This is a genomic window from Paraburkholderia metrosideri (genome assembly GCF_904848625.1).
GTDB lineage: Bacteria > Pseudomonadota > Gammaproteobacteria > Burkholderiales > Burkholderiaceae > Paraburkholderia > Paraburkholderia metrosideri.
The window spans coordinates 307,877-323,688 of sequence record NZ_CAJHCP010000001.1 but is presented as its reverse complement, the minus strand read 5'-3'; the positions used below and the strand labels follow the sequence as shown (position 1 = coordinate 323,688).

At 61.6% G+C, this 15,812-nt stretch carries 21 protein-coding genes and 3 tRNA genes; 9 read left to right on the top strand and 15 right to left on the bottom strand.

What is annotated here, in order from left to right; genetic code table 11:
- The first annotated feature begins 357 nt into the window (after positions 1–357).
- Positions 358–702 carry a hypothetical protein gene (locus tag LMG28727_RS01385; protein WP_201640523.1) on the top strand — a complete coding sequence of 115 codons (345 nt, stop codon included), beginning with the start codon at positions 358–360 and terminating at the stop codon, positions 700–702.
- A 127-nt stretch (positions 703–829) separates the two neighbouring features.
- Here LMG28727_RS01385 and LMG28727_RS01380 read toward each other — a convergent pair.
- Both LMG28727_RS01380 and dusA read right to left on the bottom strand, forming a co-directional pair.
- Positions 830–905, bottom strand: a tRNA-His gene (locus LMG28727_RS01380).
- A gap of 102 nt (positions 906–1,007) precedes the next feature.
- Positions 1,008–2,009: a tRNA dihydrouridine(20/20a) synthase DusA gene (dusA, locus tag LMG28727_RS01375; protein WP_201640522.1), complete on the bottom strand. Its 1,002-nt coding sequence runs from the start codon at positions 2,007–2,009 to the stop codon at positions 1,008–1,010.
- Positions 2,010–2,100: 91 nt separating this feature from the next.
- Here dusA and LMG28727_RS01370 point away from each other — a divergent pair.
- Together LMG28727_RS01370 and LMG28727_RS01365 are read left to right on the top strand one after the other, a co-directional pair.
- A tRNA-His gene (locus LMG28727_RS01370) sits at positions 2,101–2,176 on the top strand.
- 392 nt (positions 2,177–2,568) lie between these two features.
- The gene (locus tag LMG28727_RS01365; protein WP_201640521.1) at positions 2,569–2,835 is read left to right on the top strand and encodes a hypothetical protein; all 267 of its coding nucleotides are present in this window, start codon (positions 2,569–2,571) and stop codon (positions 2,833–2,835) included.
- A 141-nt stretch (positions 2,836–2,976) separates the two neighbouring features.
- On the opposite strand, the gene LMG28727_RS01360 is transcribed toward LMG28727_RS01365, so the two are convergent.
- From LMG28727_RS01360 to LMG28727_RS01350, 3 genes are all read right to left on the bottom strand, one after another.
- Complete coding sequence (locus tag LMG28727_RS01360) at positions 2,977–3,345, bottom strand: glyoxalase superfamily protein (RefSeq protein ID WP_201640520.1); 369 nt, start codon at positions 3,343–3,345, stop codon at positions 2,977–2,979.
- Between the two features lie 75 nt (positions 3,346–3,420).
- A complete protein-coding gene (locus LMG28727_RS01355; RefSeq protein ID WP_201640519.1) occupies positions 3,421–3,663 on the bottom strand; it encodes a DUF6566 family protein in 243 nt (80 codons plus the stop codon).
- A 139-nt stretch (positions 3,664–3,802) separates the two neighbouring features.
- Positions 3,803–4,000: a hypothetical protein gene (locus tag LMG28727_RS01350; RefSeq protein WP_201640518.1), complete on the bottom strand. Its 198-nt coding sequence runs from the start codon at positions 3,998–4,000 to the stop codon at positions 3,803–3,805.
- Positions 4,001–4,286: 286 nt separating this feature from the next.
- Here LMG28727_RS01350 and LMG28727_RS01345 point away from each other — a divergent pair, with 286 nt between their 5' ends.
- Entirely contained in the window at positions 4,287–4,598 is a 312-nt protein-coding gene (locus LMG28727_RS01345; protein ID WP_201640517.1) for a hypothetical protein, read from the top strand.
- A gap of 37 nt (positions 4,599–4,635) precedes the next feature.
- Here the strand turns inward: LMG28727_RS01345 and LMG28727_RS01340 are convergent, their stop codons facing one another.
- The 4 genes from LMG28727_RS01340 to ssuD form a co-directional block, all read right to left on the bottom strand.
- Positions 4,636–4,851, bottom strand: coding sequence for a TOBE domain-containing protein (locus tag LMG28727_RS01340; RefSeq protein WP_074763818.1), 216 nt, complete (start codon positions 4,849–4,851; stop codon positions 4,636–4,638).
- Between the two features lie 54 nt (positions 4,852–4,905).
- On the bottom strand, positions 4,906–5,910 hold the full coding sequence (locus LMG28727_RS01335; protein ID WP_201640516.1) for an ATP-binding cassette domain-containing protein: 1,005 nt from the start codon (positions 5,908–5,910) through the stop codon (positions 4,906–4,908).
- Positions 5,907–6,731: an aliphatic sulfonate ABC transporter permease SsuC gene (ssuC, locus tag LMG28727_RS01330; protein WP_201640515.1), complete on the bottom strand. Its 825-nt coding sequence runs from the start codon at positions 6,729–6,731 to the stop codon at positions 5,907–5,909. The genes LMG28727_RS01335 and ssuC overlap by 4 nt, the downstream gene beginning before the upstream one ends.
- 74 nt (positions 6,732–6,805) lie before the next feature.
- Entirely contained in the window at positions 6,806–7,963 is a 1,158-nt protein-coding gene (gene ssuD / locus LMG28727_RS01325; protein WP_201640514.1) for an FMNH2-dependent alkanesulfonate monooxygenase, read from the bottom strand.
- Between the two features lie 531 nt (positions 7,964–8,494).
- Here ssuD and LMG28727_RS01320 point away from each other — a divergent pair.
- On the top strand, positions 8,495–8,920 hold the full coding sequence (locus LMG28727_RS01320) for a hypothetical protein (protein WP_201640513.1): 426 nt from the start codon (positions 8,495–8,497) through the stop codon (positions 8,918–8,920).
- 124 nt (positions 8,921–9,044) lie between these two features.
- Here LMG28727_RS01320 and LMG28727_RS01315 read toward each other — a convergent pair whose 3' ends face one another.
- Complete coding sequence (locus LMG28727_RS01315; RefSeq protein ID WP_201640512.1) at positions 9,045–10,181, bottom strand: enoyl-CoA hydratase/isomerase family protein; 1,137 nt, start codon at positions 10,179–10,181, stop codon at positions 9,045–9,047.
- A 200-nt stretch (positions 10,182–10,381) separates the two neighbouring features.
- Positions 10,382–11,203: a TetR/AcrR family transcriptional regulator gene (locus LMG28727_RS01310; protein ID WP_201640511.1), complete on the bottom strand. Its 822-nt coding sequence runs from the start codon at positions 11,201–11,203 to the stop codon at positions 10,382–10,384.
- A gap of 145 nt (positions 11,204–11,348) precedes the next feature.
- Between LMG28727_RS01310 and LMG28727_RS01305 the strand changes: the two genes are divergently transcribed.
- Complete coding sequence (locus LMG28727_RS01305) at positions 11,349–12,323, top strand: NAD-dependent epimerase/dehydratase family protein (RefSeq protein WP_201640510.1); 975 nt, start codon at positions 11,349–11,351, stop codon at positions 12,321–12,323.
- A gap of 117 nt (positions 12,324–12,440) precedes the next feature.
- On the opposite strand, the gene LMG28727_RS33950 is transcribed toward LMG28727_RS01305, so the two are convergent.
- Both LMG28727_RS33950 and LMG28727_RS01295 read right to left on the bottom strand, forming a co-directional pair.
- Entirely contained in the window at positions 12,441–13,028 is a 588-nt protein-coding gene (locus LMG28727_RS33950) for a DUF1488 family protein (protein WP_236591556.1), read from the bottom strand.
- Positions 13,028–13,306: a hypothetical protein gene (locus LMG28727_RS01295; RefSeq protein WP_201640509.1), complete on the bottom strand. Its 279-nt coding sequence runs from the start codon at positions 13,304–13,306 to the stop codon at positions 13,028–13,030. Before LMG28727_RS01295 ends, LMG28727_RS33950 begins: the two co-directional genes overlap by 1 nt.
- A gap of 337 nt (positions 13,307–13,643) precedes the next feature.
- Here LMG28727_RS01295 and LMG28727_RS01290 point away from each other — a divergent pair, with 337 nt between their 5' ends.
- A complete protein-coding gene (locus LMG28727_RS01290; RefSeq protein ID WP_201640508.1) occupies positions 13,644–13,835 on the top strand; it encodes a hypothetical protein in 192 nt (63 codons plus the stop codon).
- 63 nt (positions 13,836–13,898) lie between these two features.
- Positions 13,899–14,273 (top strand): hypothetical protein, encoded by a 375-nt coding sequence (locus LMG28727_RS01285; RefSeq protein WP_201640507.1) that lies wholly within the window; start codon positions 13,899–13,901, stop codon positions 14,271–14,273.
- 59 nt (positions 14,274–14,332) lie between these two features.
- Here LMG28727_RS01285 and LMG28727_RS01280 read toward each other — a convergent pair whose 3' ends face one another.
- Together LMG28727_RS01280 and LMG28727_RS01275 are read right to left on the bottom strand one after the other, a co-directional pair.
- On the bottom strand, positions 14,333–14,665 hold the full coding sequence (locus tag LMG28727_RS01280) for an SMR family transporter (RefSeq protein WP_407945819.1): 333 nt from the start codon (positions 14,663–14,665) through the stop codon (positions 14,333–14,335).
- Between the two features lie 10 nt (positions 14,666–14,675).
- Entirely contained in the window at positions 14,676–15,173 is a 498-nt protein-coding gene (locus LMG28727_RS01275) for a heme-degrading domain-containing protein (protein ID WP_201640505.1), read from the bottom strand.
- A 283-nt stretch (positions 15,174–15,456) separates the two neighbouring features.
- Between LMG28727_RS01275 and LMG28727_RS01270 the strand changes: the two genes are divergently transcribed.
- A tRNA-Met gene (locus tag LMG28727_RS01270) sits at positions 15,457–15,533 on the top strand.
- Positions 15,534–15,812 lie beyond the last annotated feature (279 nt).

The following is a 15,812-nucleotide window of genomic DNA, read 5'->3' as shown; positions in this document are numbered from 1 at the left end:
AATGCGATCTTCTCGTCCGGCGCCAGGGTGCTTTCTGCGCTTCAATGCGAGTTAGCGCACCCCGATATGCGTGGACGTAGCACACCACGCACATCGGACCGGATTCAAAGCCAATTGTCTGACCCAACTTAACAGCGCCGCCCTACAGTTTCTTTTCGAATATTTAACTAACTGTTACAGCAAGCGGAATTGGTAAGGTGCAGGAAGATAGCCGCGATGCCTCGCTGTCATGGCATTCGATTCGCGCGTATGAATCCGCGCTACAAGTCGGCGCGTATTAACAGTAATGCGCGGACACAAATGCCGGTGAACTCCGCCGCAGGCGATTTTTCTGACTCTTACGTGAAGGAGAAAATCGTGAGCAGGCTCATTGCATCGATCGCGTTGTTGGCGGCAGCAGCCGGACTCGCTGGATGCGCAGTCGCGCCAGGTTATGACTATGCATACGGGCAGCCCTACTATGCGTACGGCCAGCCGTACTATCCCGGCTACGGCTACGCGTATGGGCCGCCCTACTATCCCGGGTTCGGCACAGTGGGAATCTACGGCGGATGGGGCGGCTGCTGTTACTACCATGGAGGCCATGGGTACTGGCACGGCCATGGCGGTGGCCATGGCGGATGGCACGGCGGCGGATATGGCGGGCATGGCGGCAGCGCGTGGAGCGGCGGGGGCCATGGCAGCGGCGGCCACGGGCATTGACGCGACGGCGGCGAACGCGCGTTTGCGCGCACGTTGATGCAACGTTCAAAACGGCTCAGCAAAAACAAAAGCGGCGCTGTGATTTCTCACAGCGCCGCTTGCAAAAGTCTTTACTGCCGGAATTCTTTGGGGTGGCTGATGGGGCTCGAACCCACGACAACAGGAATCACAATCCTGGACTCTACCAACTGAGCTACAGCCACCACTGACATCTGCTTAACTTGCTTGCATCTCGTTGCCGAGAAACTCTGCAAGTCAGTGAAGAAACGAGAGTATGCCAACAAGAATCTCGTTTGCCTAGCCCTTTATTCAAAAAATTCGACTGGCTCGCGCAGATGCTGCCTTGCCTCGTCGAAGATGCTCAGATCGCGTGCGGCGAGACGCTTGCTGTCGGACAACACGCGACGCCATCCACGAGCCCCCGCTTCGCCGCGATACAGACCGAGTGCATGGCGTGTGATATGCGCGAGATGCGTGCCGCGCGCCATTTCAGCCGCGCAATATTCAATCAGTTTCGCTTCGACCTGCTCGCGGGTCAGCGGCGTTTCGGTCGAGCCGTAGAAGCGTGCGTCGACATCGGCGAGCAGATACGGGTTGTGATAAGCCTCGCGCCCAAGCATCACACCGTCGACGTGTTGAAGATGGGTCTCCACTTCATCAAGCGTCTTGATACCGCCGTTGATGATGATTTCCATCTCTGGGAAGTCGCGTTTCAGCTGATACGCGTATTCGTATTTGAGCGGCGGGATCTCGCGATTTTCCTTAGGGCTCAAGCCTTTCAGAATCGCATTGCGCGCGTGAACGATAAAGACAGTGCAGCCAGCATCGGCCACTGCGCCGACGAAATCGCGCACGAAGCCATAGTCTTCCACTGCGTCGACGCCAATACGATGCTTGACCGTGACCGGCACAGACACCACGTCGCGCATTGCCTTCACGCAGTCAGCGACGAGTTGCGGCTCGTTCATCAGACACGCGCCGAACGCGCCGCGCTGGACGCGCTCGGACGGGCAGCCACAGTTCAGATTGATTTCGTCGTAGCCCCATTGCTCGCCGAGCTTCGCCGAGCGCGCGAGATCGTCCGGCTCGCTTCCGCCGAGTTGCAATGCGACCGGTGCTTCGTCGGGCGTAAACGCCAGATGACGCGGCACGTCGCCATGCAGCAACGCGCCAGTCGTCACCATTTCCGTGTAAAGCCACGTATGACGGGAAATGACCCGATGCAGCGAGCGACAATGCCGATCGGTCCAGTCCATCATGGGCGCAACGGAGACGCGGCGCGGGCTGGAAGATTGAGGAAAAGACATGGGGCGGCCCGACGGCTGAAATTCAAAGGACAGATTTTACCGCAATGTGTACAATGCCCGCCTGCCGATGGTTGGCAGATGTCAGACAGTGGTGGCTGTAGCTCAGTTGGTAGAGTCCAGGATTGTGATTCCTGTTGTCGTGGGTTCGAGCCCCATCAGCCACCCCAAAGAATTCAGGTAGTAAAGAGTTTTGCAAACGGCGCTGTGAAAAATCACAGCGCCGTTTTTGTTTGGCGCGGCCGCCCGGACGCTCGCCATCGTGGTCCCCGCCACCCCACGCGGTCTATTCCGCCGTTCTCCGCCCTCGGATACCCGCTCTCGCAATCAGGTCTTTTGCCCTCAAAAACGCTTGGTCAACGGGGTCGGACCACCGCTCACCCTTCTCATCTCTACGTCTGAAGGATTATTTCAGCTTAGAGAACAGTTAATTCACATTATCGGTACAAATTTTCGATAGTAGGGGTATACACTGCCTTCCATCGACGTTGCAGACACAAGCTCTTTGGCCCCTGCGACGCTTTCCTGACACATGAAGTCGAAACGTTATCGGAGTCCTACCATGAAGACCAAGTTCATCGCTGCCCTGCTGGTTGCTGTTTCCGCCTCGATCGCTGCTCCCGCATTCGCTAGCGGCTACGGCCCGGCACCGTTCTACCGCCCTGCGGTTGGCGCACCGGCATCGCAACAAGGCCAGAATTCGCAGACCGTCGCGGCTGAACGTGCTAACAGCGAATCGAATGCATACGGCGGCGTGAACAACGTGTCGTCGCAATCGGGTACGCGTACGCCGACTTCGGGCCCGCAATCGGTCTACTTCGGTCACTAAGCACTCGTAGCCGATCCCGCTGCCCGTCAGGGCCGCGGATCAACCAAGCGCCGCGCATGGAGTACTAATGCCGGCGTCTGGTTGCGTTTACGCCGCAATCCAAGGTGCTTTGCGCCAATTCGATGATGTCCCGCTTCAAGGCTATTCCTCTTTCGGCGATTCGCAGAAGCGGATGCGATTGCCAAACGGATCCGTTGTCTCCAGCACCTTCCCCCAAGGCAGCACCTCGATTCCGGGCTTCCCATACTTGTACTGTTTGCCGAGCAATTCGTCGTGGAACGCCTCGATGTCCTGAATCGGTACGAAAATCGCCGACCCCGGGGTCGCGTCGCCATGATGCTCGCTCAGATGCAAGATCAGGTCAGCGCGCCGCACCTGCATGTAAAGCGGGAAATTGTCCTCGAAGCGGTGTTCCCATTCGACTGCAAAGCCGAGAAAGCCGACATAGAACTCCCGGGCGTTGTCCTCGGAAAAAATACGGATGATCGGAATTGCGCGCGAAAAATGCACAGAGGTCTCCTGCGGGTCAAATCGGGGGATCAGAGCGGGGAATCAGCGACTACAGGTGAAATCACGCGCTCGCGGCTATGTCGGCAAACCCGCGTCGATCAACTCGCGCGCGGCACGTAGCGCAGCCTCGGCGGCGGCATGCTCGGTTGGCCACAAACTGTCGATATGCACTAGCCGCCAGTCGACGACCACCACGGCGTCACGCAAGACTCGAAAGTGCGCTTTTACACCGGTCAGCACCTGTTCAACCGCGACTTCGATGTCGTAGGCCTGATAACGCTCCTCGTAGTCCCCCATATCGAGGCCCTTCGGCTTCATGTTCGTCTCCGTGGTGTAGTGGGTGTTGGTACGCCCTGAATGACGGTGCCGCGCGCGATTCATCGCTACACGTGACGGTACCCGTCGTGCTCGCGGCATTCGTTGATGAACCCGCTACCCGACCCGCTTTGTCCGACGATCAATCGCAATCGCCTGACAGATATTGCCGGCCGTTGCAGGTAATCTCGATCTCCCCGCTACCCGCCTCGGCCGCCAGACCGTTCGCGAGCAATTCCGCCTTGACCGACGGCGCCAGCTCCGGCGCCGTCAATCCGACGCCAATGTCGTTCAGACGTCGCAGGGCTTCAATGGCTTCGGGACTCAATGACTTCGACATGGCCGTCTCCGTCGAGATGATCAATTCATCGTAGCAAGTTTCGGGGACAGTTGCATATGCGCCGGCCGGTGAACGTCAAGGCACGCACATTGCGTGCGAAGATTGGCGCAAGCCATTGGAAATCTGATGCGGGCAACGCACCGCCGGCGGACGGACACACCGAACACACCCGGCCCACAACGTCAGAAGGCCTTTCCGACATTCCATTGGTGCCTGCAGTCAGTATTGGGAAAGGTGATGCCGCCGTTTTTATCACCGGCGCGCCGCGTCACAAACGGAGGGCGATATGAATCGAAGCAAACGGACCATGCTGACGGCTGGCGTCGCGCTGGCACTGGTCGGCACCCATGCCACGACCGCACTTGCACAAACGGTAGATATCGTGCGCGCGGCCCAGGCCGCTCAGGTGGAAAAAATCGCCGAGTCAAACTCGCAGCCCGCGCCGCCGGCCCAGTCGCCGATGGTCAAGCCGCCCAACGCCGCGTCCGGCACGACCGGTTCCGCCAATCCCGACAACATGCCGATCAGGCGCCCCGACCAGCCGACTAACGACAAGATGAGCCGTCAGCCGCCCGCGAGCGGCGCGAACGCGAAATAGCGCGGTTTTTGTGGGGTTCTCTGTCGATGGTTGCCGATCAAAGCCGGGCGATCGACACCTCGGTCGACTTCACCAGCGCGACGACTTCCGAACCGACCTTCAATTCGAGTTCGTCGACGGAGCGCGTGGTGATGACGGACGTGACGATACCAAACGGCGTTTCCACATCGACCTCGGACACCACCGATCCCCGGATGATTTCCTTGATCTTGCCTTTGAACTGATTACGTACGTTGATTGCGGAAATGCTCATAGCGAGTGGCTCCAGTGAAGCGATAAAAAACAAGGCGATTAATAGCAGCGAGAATCAGATGGCCCAGCGGACTTCGGTCGGCTTGACTGAGCGGCCTTCATCACGCGCGTCGTCAATGCGTCGAGACAACGCATCGTCGTTTGGCGCGGTTTTCAGCACGCGTTGCAACACATGTTCTTCGAGCGCCGCAAATCCCGCCGACGCTCGCGCGCGCGGACGTGCCAGCGCCACCGGTTGATCGAGCGCGATCCGCCCTTCTTCGATCAGCAGAATCCGGTCACCCAGCGCGACTGCTTCATGCACGTCGTGCGTAACCAGCAGCGCGGTGAACTGGTGCGTGCGCCACAGCCGTTCGATCAACGCGTGCATTTCGATTCGCGTCAACGCATCGAGTGCGCCGAGCGGCTCATCGAGCAACAGCAGTTGCGGACGATGCACCAGCGCCCGCGCCAACGCCACGCGTTGACGCTGACCGCCCGACAACTGCGCGGGCCAGTCGTTTGCGCGTTCGAGCAGGCCGACCTCAGCGAGCACGGCACGCGCATCTTCGCGCGCGCCGCGGCCGAGGCCGAGCATCACGTTTTGCAGCACGCTTTTCCACGGCAGCAGACGGGCATCCTGAAACATGATGCGGGTGTCGAGCGGACCACCATCGGCGGCACGCTTGTCGAGCACGCCCGAGGTGCTTTTTTCCAGCTCGGCAACCAGCCGCAGCAACGTCGACTTGCCGCAACCGCTGCGGCCCACGATCGCCACGAAACTGCCCCGTTCGATCGACAGATCGAAATCCGACAGCACCGTGCGCTCGCCGTAGCGCTTGCCGACCCCGCGCAGTTGCACCGCGTAATCGGCGGGACTGCCTGCGTCCTTGCGTGCAAGCGGGCCAGCCGGCTGAATGGCTTCGGCCAGCGAGTGCTCGTGCGAGTGCGGTTGATCGGCGTATTCCAGATCAGCCGCCTGATCCGCGTCATGATCGGCAATGCGCGGCTGCGCCAGTTCGGCTTCGAGGTCGCTGCCCGTGATTCCGCTGAACGATGTCGACCAGGTCGTTGCGCTCATGATTTCGCTCCCGATTGATAAGCCGGATGCCAGCGCAGCGACACGCGCTCCAGCCCCTTGGCGAGCACGTCGGCGAGTTTGCCGAGCGCCGCGTACAGCAGAATGCCGACGACCACCACATCGGTTTGCAGGAATTCGCGCGCATTCATCGTCATGTAGCCGATCCCGGATTGCGCGGAAATGGTTTCGGCGACGATCAGCGTGACCCACATCAGACCGAACGCGAAGCGCACGCCGACCAGAATCGACGGCAACGCGCCGGGCAGAATCACATGCCGGTACAGCGCGAAACCCTTCACGCCATAACTGCGCGCCATCTCGATCAGGTTCGCGTCAACCGACCGGATACCGTGAAACGTATTCACGTAGATCGGGAAAAACACGCCCAGCGCGACGAGCAACACCTTCGCCTCTTCTTCGATGCCGAACCACAGGATCACGAGCGGGATCATCGCCAGCGCGGGGATGTTGCGGACCATCTGCACGGTCGAGTCGAGCGCGATTTCCATCGGCTTGAACAGCCCCGTGGCGAGTCCGAGCACGAGACCGATGCCGCCGCCAATCGCGAACCCCGACACCGCGCGCCACGTGCTGACCTTGACGTCCGCCCACATTTCGCCGGACTGGATCAGCGACCACGCCGCCTTCACGACCGCGAGCGGTTCGGGCAGCACGCGCGTGGACAGCACGCCGCTGCGCGCGGCGAACTCCCAGGCCAGCAGGATCGCGAGCGGCGCGAGCCACGGTGCGAGGTGCGCGCCGATCCGGCGCAGCGCACTGGCGCGGGGGTCCCGTTGCATGGTCAAACTCGATGAAGCCATGATTGCGTTCCTCATTGCTTGCCTAAAGTCGGCCGGGTCCGTTTAAACCCACCGCGACTTTCAGCGCTATACGTTCAGCTCGCGCTCACCGCTTCCGGCACATGGTGATTGCCGATGATTTCGCCGAACGGTCCCGACAACGGTCCGTTCGAAACCTTGACTTTGCGGTCCAACAGCGGGAACACGAGTTCGGCGAAGCGATACGACTCTTCGAGATGCGGATAGCCGGACAGAATGAAGGTGTCCACGCCGAGTGCGGCGTACTCGTTCATCCGCTCGACCACCTGCTCGGGGCTGCCGACCAGCGCCGTGCCCGCGCCGCCGCGCACGAGGCCCACACCGGCCCACACGTTCGGATAGACCTCCAGTTCTTCACGGCTGCCGATCTTGCCGCCATGCAACGCGGCCATGCGGCGCTGTCCTTCGGAGTCCATCTTCGAGAACGAGGTCTGCGCACGCGAGACAGTTTCGTCCGTGAGGCGGCTGATCAGTTTGTCAGCCGCGGCCCACGCTTCCTCTTCGGTCTCGCGGACGATCACGTGAAAGCGAATCCCGAACTTGATCTCGCGGCCATGCGCTGCGGCCCGCGCGCGCACGTCGGCGATCTTTGCCGCCACCGCTTCGGGCGGCTCGCCCCACGTCAGATAGGTATCGATATGTTCGCCCGCCAGTTCGTGCGCAGCCGGCGACGAGCCGCCGAACCACAACGGCGGATGCGGGTTCTGCACCGGCGGATACAACACCTTGCCGCCTTTCGAAACCAGATGCTTGCCGTTGAAGTCGATCGATTCTTTCTTATGCGATGCGCTCAGCAGCTTGCGCCAGATGTGCAGGAACTCGTCGGTGATTTCGTAGCGCGTGTCGTGATCGACGAACAGGCCGTCGCCTTCCAGTTCGACCACGTCGCCGCCGGTCACCACGTTGATCAACAGGCGTCCATTCGACAGACGGTCGAAGGTCGACGCCATCCGCGCAGCCAGACCCGGCGACGACAGACCCGGCCGAACCGCCACCAGGAATTTCAGCCGTTTGGTCGCGGCGATCAGACTCGACGCGACCACCCACGCGTCTTCACACGAACGGCCCGTGGGCAACAGCACGCCGTCATAGCCGAGCGTATCGGCGGCGACCGCGATCTGGTTGAAGTAGTCACTATCGGCTGCGCGTGCGCCGCGGGAGGTGCCGAGATAGCGGCTATCGCCGTGAGTCGGAATGAACCAGAACACATTCATGTGCTGCTCCTGCTAATTCGAAACTGGATTGAATGGAGACGGTGCGCGAAGCGCCTGCGCACACGCCGGCCACGCGCATCCAGCCGGCCATTGACAGCGGCCGGGCGATGCTGCGCAAAAAAGGACCAAGCTCTGAGCGGTGTTGACGCGGCTTACTGGCGACAGCGCGAACCGCGGCGCAAGCGTTCCGTATGCGGGATACGGCAGATACGGCGGGTGAAGATCGGCATCAGGCAGGACATCACAACGGCTTCCCTCGACCAAACGGGCGCGTCACGCGCTCGACTCAACGGACGACGGCAACGATTGCCGTCTGTATGAAGAAGCAGTCTATGGATCGGGCCGCGCCTTTTGAACGATTTTTTTTAGCTTAGGTTTTCCACTTTCGTGATTAGCCCGACGCTAAAGCATACGGGTGTTGCGCTTTAAGCACGCGGAAAACGAGGGACCCCTATATATAATGGCGCTCGTTTCCAATAACCCGGTGCAGGCCACGCGAAGCACGCCGCCTGTACCCTGGCGGTGCAATGCATGCAAAAACTCATTCTGCCTTTCGTTGCCGGCTTTCTGGCTTCCCTGTTCTTCCATGAATCGACGCTGGCGCTGATGCACGCTGCCGGCCTGATCGACCCAACCGGATTTTCCACTGCGCCGTTTTTACCGCTCGGCTTGCCTGAGTTCATCGCGAACGCGATCTGGAGCGCGTTCTGGGCGGTACTGATGGCATGGCTGCTGCGCGTCGCGCCGCATCGCCGCGCGCCGTGGGTGCCGGCCTTTGTGTTTGGCGGAATCGTGCTGACGGCGGCGAGCGTGTTCGTGGTCGATCCGCTGCGCGGTATCTGGCCGAGCGGCAATATGCTGCCGCGGCTGGCGGTGGGTTTCGCGGCAAACGCAATGTGGGGCTGGGGCGCATTGGTGTTCATGCGCGCGTTCATGGCGAGTGAGGACGAGGAATAACGCGCTGGCACGACTTGCCGCCTGAAGGTTCGGCGGCTGGCGGGTTGCAAGGTCAGGCGGGCGGGCGGGCGGGCGGGCGGGCGGCAATCGAAACATGGCCGCCCGCTTTTTTTTCGCTGGCTGGTTACCCCCGCAGATCGCGCAGCGGATGTTCGCCGGCGGCCCACGGGCTTTCGAACATCCTGTCGACGTCCACGGCGCTCACGTCTTCAATGCGCGCAAAGCGCCAGCGTGGCGCGTTGTCCTTGTCGATGATGCGCGCCCGAATGCCTTCGATCGAATCGCCCATAAGAAAGCTCGACCGCGTCAGATCGAGATCGCCGCGCAGCACCTCGGCCATCGACCCCTCGGCGCGCGTCACCACTTGCAGCGAGACCGCCATCGACAGCGGCGAGCGTTCGCGTAGCACGCCAATCGTCTGTTCGGCCCATCCAGCGGCATCGCCGTTGCGATCGCGCTCCTGTTCGAGCGACGCGAGAATGCGCGCGAGATCGGGCAACGCAAAATGCCGGTCGATCAACGCGCGTGCGTTCGCGAGCGGCGCAGCGTCGGGCTTCGGCTCGACCTGATAAGCGAGCGCCTCGCGCTCGACACAGGCCACCACGTCTGCGCCCCGTTCGAACAGTTCGCTGCGCAAGGTGTCGACGAGCGCGGGCAACGCGGCATCGTCGATATAGACGTCGGCGAGACCGGCGTAGAGCGCATCCGCCGCGCCGATCGTCTCTCCGGTCACCGCCAGATAGCGCCCGATCGCGCCCGGCGTGCGGGCCAGAAACCAGCTTGCTCCGACATCGGGGAATAGGCCGATACGCGTTTCGGGCATCGCCATTTTGGTCGATTGAGTCACGACGCGCAGACCGCCGGTGCGATGCGCGCCCTGCGAAATACCCATGCCGCCTCCCATCACGACGCCGTTCATCAACGCGATATACGGCTTGGGATACGTGAAGATCAGGTGATTGAGGCGGTATTCCTCGGTGAAGAACGTGTCGCGTGCTTCGTTTTCGCCACGTTGCGCCGACTCGTACAGGAAACGGATATCGCCGCCCGCACAGAACGCGCGCGGATGCCGACTACGGATCACGACGGCCAGCACGTCGGGATTTTCGCGCCACTGGTCGAGCGCAGCGTGGATCGCGCGGATCATGCCGGTTGACAGCGCGTTGAGCGCCTTCGGCCGTTCCAGCTCGATGAAACCGATGCGGTTGGCGATGTACGTCGCGACTTCGTCGCTGACAGCGGGCGAGACGGAAATGGACATGGAGAACGACGCGCACCGGCGCGAGATAAGGTGAAACTGAACGTTATCACGCGAGGACGGATTTGCGGTTCGGGCAGGGTTGCGGGGCGGCGTCTGGTGGCGGCTGGTTCCTGCTGCGTCGTTTGCTGCACCGTCTGCCCCGCTCTGCCCCGCTCTGACCCACTCTGACCCGGCAACGACGCTATCGGCGCACGGGCCGGTTAATCCTCGCCGCCTGCTTCCACAGCAGCCGCGCCGCCCTTCAGTCGTGCGGCCCGTTTAGCCGTTTGACGTGCGAGCCGCGGCGCCGTCGAGGCCGCCCCCAGCCAGGCGTCGAGCGAAACGTCCACCACCGTGTCGAGCGGGGCGACCGGGAACACCGGACAGGTGAGGTGAAGTGCAACGATACCGTGCATGGTCGCCCAGAAAGCCTCGGCCCACACAGCGGCATCCGTCGATGCAGGCAGGCGCCCCGCGGCTTTCAGTTCTTCGAGCGCGGCGATCATGATGAGCAGCGACGCCGTGCCGGCGTCGTCATCGGCTGCTAGTGGCGGGTTGGCCGCCTGACCGTTCGCGCCAGGATCGGAGGCGGTAGTCGCTGCGGGCGGCGGCACATCGTCTTCACCGCTCCGACCGGACGCGTCGTCTGCAAGCGCCCTTGCTTTCCCCGCTCCGCCAAACGCCGCCCCCGTGTAGCTCGGATCTTCCATGAAGATCAACCGATACGTCTGCGGATACGTCACTCCGAACGCCACGTAGGCGCGCCCGAACGCCTTGAGCCGCTCTGCCGGATCGGCGATTGCCACGAGCGGCTCGAACGTCTTCAGCAATTGCGCAAAGCCCTCTTCGCACAACGCGTGCGCGATCTCATCGCGGCTCGCAAAATGCAGATACAGCGTGGCGGGCGAATATTCAATGGCGTCGGCAATCTTGCGCATGGACAGCGCAGCGAAACCTTCGCGCATTACGATGCGCCGCGCGGCATCGAGGATGCGTTCGCGCAGCGCATGTTTCTGACGGCTTTTTCTTTCAGCGATTCCCATGACAGGCATTTTCAGTTTGACAAACTGAAAAGTCAAATTAAACTGAACGCTGTTTAGTGAACGGCGTTCAGTAAATTCTCAATCATCAATTCGATGCAGTCAGATGCATCCGCGCGCGTTGCCGCGCCACCTTGGAGGAGTTGTCATGCAAGCCACGGGAAAGGTTGGTTTATTCGGCGCGGCGGGCGCAGCGGGACAAAGCATCGCGGCGGCATTGAACGAAGCGGGACGGGACTACCGGGTGGTCGGCCGCACGCGGGAGCCGCTCGAGAAGGCTTTCGGTCACGATCCGCACGCGGAAATCGTCACGTGGAACCCTGACGACCCTGCTTCGATTCGCGCCGCTGCAGCCGGTTTGCAAACCGTGATCTACCTCGTCGGCGTGCCTTACGACCAGTTCGCCAAACATCCGCCGCTGGTGGAGAGAACGCTGGCCGGCGTCAAGGCGGCAGGCGTCGAACGCTTCATTCTGATTGGAACGGTGTATCCGTATGGCCGGGCGCGTATCAATCCGGTGAGCGAGGGGCATCCACGGGAGCCGCATACGTTCAAAGGACAAATGCGGCTCGCGCAGGAAAACCTGGTGCTGGCCGCCCATGGCCAGAATGGTCTTTCAACGCTGGTGCTGCGCCTGCCCGATTTCTACGGTCCGTGCATCGAGCGCAGCCTGCTGAACGGCGTGTTCGACGGCGCCGCGACGGGCAAACGGGCGCAGGTGGTCGGCCCGGTGGATGTCCCGCACGAATTCATCTATCTGCCGGACGTCGGGCCCGTGGTCGAAACGCTTACGCGCACGCCCGAGGTTTATGGCCGCTGGTGGCACCTTGCCGGCACGGGCACGATTACGCAACGTGAAGTCGCACGACAGGCCTACACGCTGGCGGGCCGCGAGCCGAAACTGATAGTCGCCGGCAAATCCATGCTGCGGGTGCTCGGCCTGTTCAATCCGTTGATGCGCGAACTGGTGGAGATGAACTATCTGATGACCGAACCGCTCGTGCTCGACGACTCCGCGTTGACCAGGCTGATCGGGCCGATCGCAAAGACGTCGTATGAAGAGGGAATCCGGCATTCGTTCGATGCCGCCCGCGCCGCCGCATCGGCACGCCACGCAAAGTGAGCAACGGGCTGCACGCTGAATAACGGCAGCACCCGCTTGCTGGCGGCTTGCCTGAGAGCACTATTCGGTCGGTGGGATGTCCGCTGCAAACGTCACGATCTGCGCGGCAGGATCTGACTAGTCCGCGACGTTTCCGGGCGGGAAGTGGCCGCTCTTGAGCAATACCGGCGTGCCGTTGCTGATCTGCAGATGTTCGCGCGCAACGGCCTCGATGCGGGGACGGCCGGCGTCGAAGGCGCGCATCCAGCCTTCGAGATCTTCGGAATAGGCACCAAAGTGATCTTCCAGCGCTTCGACCGAGATCGCGCATGGCACCGTTTCGCCATCTACCAGCGCGGCAAAGACAACGGTCAGATTGGAGCCGCGGTAAGCAGGCGCTTCCGCGGGGAAGCGAATTTCCATGGTCGCCTCATCAGAAGGTTCCGGCATGAGAGCGGCGCCTGCCAGAAACAGCCGGCCGCCGTCGACCCCGCTATGGTACTCGCGGGGCTGGACGGCGGTCCAGCCTGCGGCGGGGCTTTTGTCAGTGTTATGGAAGCCGCGGTCTTGAGCGGTTGTGTCGCGTGTCGCGCGGAGATTGTCGCGGAGGTTTGTGGGGGTCGCTACCGCGGCTTGTTCGCGAACGTCGTTGCGGTCACGCGTGTGGGTGCCGAACTCTTCCGCTTCGCTTCCGGTCGCACCGGGTTCGCTATTGCGTGCCACCATCAATTAGCTCCCAGCAAGCGGTCGATGTAATTGCGCGCCGCCTGTTCGACGAAAACCAGCGCTTCCTCTTCGCTGCCGAAGCGTTGCTCACCGCCAAGCTCGAGCAATGTTTCCATTCGATGCGGGTCGTCCGGACCCAGTTCGGCGAGGCTCACCGATCCGACGTAAGTACCGCCCTTCGCACTCTCACCCGCAGCCGAGGTCTCGACCGCCGGCACGAGACGCGCGGCGGCACTGATGTAATAGCCGCGATAGGGACCGCTGACCCGTTCAGCCATATTCTTTCTCCTCGTTGCAATTGATGGACGGGCGCAGCGTCGACCTCGGCCAACCTGCGCGCGTGATTCGATACGCGTCGCAGACGAGTCCGCAGACCCGCCTGCCCGGCAAGCTCACGCTTGCATCCAGACCTGTCGAGCGCACCGCGCCGTCAAGCGCGCCCGACAACGCGATAAACCCGCAATCGATAAGTAAGGCGCGTCATCCACCAATAAGTTCTGCGCAATCCCACTTGCATCGATTGAATCGCACTTGTTCTGCCGGTACCGGTCGAACCCGTCGTCGGCACGATCCGTGCTGCCCACAAACCGCCTTTTCGAGTCCAGCGAGCGCAATATGGGAAAATATTTTCTGCAGAGCCACGAACTGCCCGAGCCCGATGCGGCAAACAAATGGTTCGCGTACGCCGAAAGCCACGGCATCGACGTTCCGAAAGCCATCAGCATCTGGGAAGACGCCGCCACCGAAGAAGGCGCTGAAAGCCGCCGGTTGATCGGCGCGGCGGGCATCACGATCGAAACGCCCTGACTTCCAGCACAGACGCGGGGGGTCGGCGGCAGGCCCGATTTTCAATCTGAAAGGAACATCACAATGCATTTCATGACGCAACCGCGCCGCACCGGCCTATTCCATCGTATCCAGCCCAGCGCCGCGCTTGCCTTGGTTCGGCGCGCGACGCTGCCGGCCGTCGTTCTGATGGGTGCGGGTCTGGCGGGCTGTGCGTCGTCGAACACGACTTCGCTGATCAATCTGCCGAACGGCCAGACCGGTTTTGCAGTGAACTGCAGCGGCGCGGACGCCGCTTCCAGTTGGGCTTCCTGCTACGTGCAGGCGGGCAAGGTATGCGGCGCGACCGGCTACGACATCGTGTCGAAAGACGACGAAAGCGGTGTGACGGGCGGCAGCATCACCAACGTTGTCTCGGCCAACGTGAAAAACCGCTCGATGATCGTGCGCTGCAAATAAGCACGGGAAAGCACGAGACGCGCGCCTGAGGCCAGCTGTCGCGGTCATGCTTCACGGCGTCAATGCGCCTGCATCTTCGAAAAAATGTTCAGCACCGCGACGCCGGCAATGATGAGCCCGAGTCCGATGATGGCCGGCACATCGGGCACCTGCCGGTACAACAGCAACGCGACCAGCGTGATCAGTACGATCCCCGCGCCGGACCACACCGCGTACACGATGCCGACCGGAATGCTCCTGAGCGTGAGCGACAGGCAGTAAAACGCCACGCCGTAGCCAGCCACCACGATCGCCGACGGCCACAGCCGCGAGAATCCTTCCGACGCGCGCATCGCCGAAGTCGCAATCACTTCGGCGACGATAGCGATCCCGAGCAAGGCATAAGGAGGCAGCCGCATCGCCTCAGGCCTTCGCAAGGGCGAGCTTGCTGTAGTCGTGGCCGAGATGCGCGCACAGCGCCTCGACGACGAGTTCGTGATCGGCACGTTGCGGCAGTCCGGACACCGTGATCGAACCGATGACGCCAGCGCTTGCCACCGTCAGCGGAAATGCGCCGCCATGCGACGCGTATTCCGTGGCGGCTAAACCGTGTTTGTCGGCGAGCGTGCTGCCAGCCTGTTGCATTTTCAGGCCGATCGCGTACGAACTGCGGCGGAAATGCGCGACCGTGTTGCCTTTGCGGCGAGCCCAATCGACGTTGTCCGGGGTCGCGCCGCCGAGCGAACTGAAGAACAACGGCTGACCGAAAGTACGCACGTCGATGGCCGCCGCGATGCCGCGCGCCTTCGCGACTTCGTGCAAGTACGCGCCGATTTGCCACGCGCGGTCGGCGTCGAATTGAGGAAACACCAGCGTGTGTTCCTGAGCGGCAATCACCTGCAGATCGTGTGCGATATCCATGGAATTCAGAGCAAGGTAGGAGTTGAGGCGCTCGCCTTGGTGCCTGGGAGCATGAGAGCCTGCAGGCGTGGCGAACCGCGAACAGAATCTGGATTCTAGCGCAGCGTATGACGCAACCTTTCGGGCATACGACACGTGTCGATACATGCAGCGACTTCGCGAAGGCGTCCGCATGACACGTCGTGTCGTTACGCGGCGGTCGGCGCAAGCGTCAATTGAAGCCCGTTCTTAATTAGCTATTGCATTGGCATATACATTGTTCTATAATCTTTTCTTCGACGGACGCGGGGTGGAGCAGTCTGGCAGCTCGTCGGGCTCATAACCCGAAGGTCGTAGGTTCAAATCCTACCCCCGCAACCAAGTATCACTTTTGGTTCGAGACGTCGAAAAACATTGAAAGCTTGCCAATTCGGCAAGCTTTTTTTGTTTGTGCTGTCGCTTGTGTTGATGCGCAACATGAAAGTCACTTCGACGAGTCACACCTTTCTCACGCCCTTCCCTTGCCCTATCCGACGGCCACGCGATTCACGCGAGCTGGCCGGCATCTCGCGGACGCCGCGCATCAACGGACGCTGGCTTCGACTCGATCTCTGTGTCCGCAGCGTGATCGCGTGCGCCAAATATCCGGACTCCGAATAG

Excerpts from the sequence above, each read along its gene's own strand:
- LMG28727_RS01335 (WP_201640516.1), bottom strand. The coding sequence starts at position 5,910 with ATGAGCGCAACGACCTGGTCGACATCGTTCAGCGGAATCACGGGCAGC.
- ssuC (WP_201640515.1), bottom strand. The coding sequence starts at position 6,731 with ATGGCTTCATCGAGTTTGACCATGCAACGGGACCCCCGCGCCAGTGCG.
- LMG28727_RS01305 (WP_201640510.1), top strand. The coding sequence starts at position 11,349 with ATGCAAGCCACGGGAAAGGTTGGTTTATTCGGCGCGGCGGGCGCAGCG.
- LMG28727_RS01310 (WP_201640511.1), bottom strand. The coding sequence starts at position 11,203 with ATGGGAATCGCTGAAAGAAAAAGCCGTCAGAAACATGCGCTGCGCGAA.
- LMG28727_RS01285 (WP_201640507.1), top strand. The coding sequence starts at position 13,899 with ATGCATTTCATGACGCAACCGCGCCGCACCGGCCTATTCCATCGTATC.
- LMG28727_RS01295 (WP_201640509.1), bottom strand. The coding sequence starts at position 13,306 with ATGGCTGAACGGGTCAGCGGTCCCTATCGCGGCTATTACATCAGTGCC.
- LMG28727_RS01275 (WP_201640505.1), bottom strand. The coding sequence starts at position 15,173 with ATGGATATCGCACACGATCTGCAGGTGATTGCCGCTCAGGAACACACG.
- LMG28727_RS01345 (WP_201640517.1), top strand. The coding sequence starts at position 4,287 with ATGAATCGAAGCAAACGGACCATGCTGACGGCTGGCGTCGCGCTGGCA.
- LMG28727_RS01315 (WP_201640512.1), bottom strand. The coding sequence starts at position 10,181 with ATGTCCATTTCCGTCTCGCCCGCTGTCAGCGACGAAGTCGCGACGTAC.
- dusA (WP_201640522.1), bottom strand. The coding sequence starts at position 2,009 with ATGTCTTTTCCTCAATCTTCCAGCCCGCGCCGCGTCTCCGTTGCGCCC.
- ssuD (WP_201640514.1), bottom strand. The coding sequence starts at position 7,963 with ATGAATGTGTTCTGGTTCATTCCGACTCACGGCGATAGCCGCTATCTC.
- LMG28727_RS01290 (WP_201640508.1), top strand. The coding sequence starts at position 13,644 with ATGGGAAAATATTTTCTGCAGAGCCACGAACTGCCCGAGCCCGATGCG.
- LMG28727_RS01340 (WP_074763818.1), bottom strand. The coding sequence starts at position 4,851 with ATGAGCATTTCCGCAATCAACGTACGTAATCAGTTCAAAGGCAAGATC.
- LMG28727_RS33950 (WP_236591556.1), bottom strand. The coding sequence starts at position 13,028 with ATGGTGGCACGCAATAGCGAACCCGGTGCGACCGGAAGCGAAGCGGAA.
- LMG28727_RS01320 (WP_201640513.1), top strand. The coding sequence starts at position 8,495 with ATGCAAAAACTCATTCTGCCTTTCGTTGCCGGCTTTCTGGCTTCCCTG.
- LMG28727_RS01350 (WP_201640518.1), bottom strand. The coding sequence starts at position 4,000 with ATGTCGAAGTCATTGAGTCCCGAAGCCATTGAAGCCCTGCGACGTCTG.
- LMG28727_RS01355 (WP_201640519.1), bottom strand. The coding sequence starts at position 3,663 with ATGAAGCCGAAGGGCCTCGATATGGGGGACTACGAGGAGCGTTATCAG.
- LMG28727_RS01365 (WP_201640521.1), top strand. The coding sequence starts at position 2,569 with ATGAAGACCAAGTTCATCGCTGCCCTGCTGGTTGCTGTTTCCGCCTCG.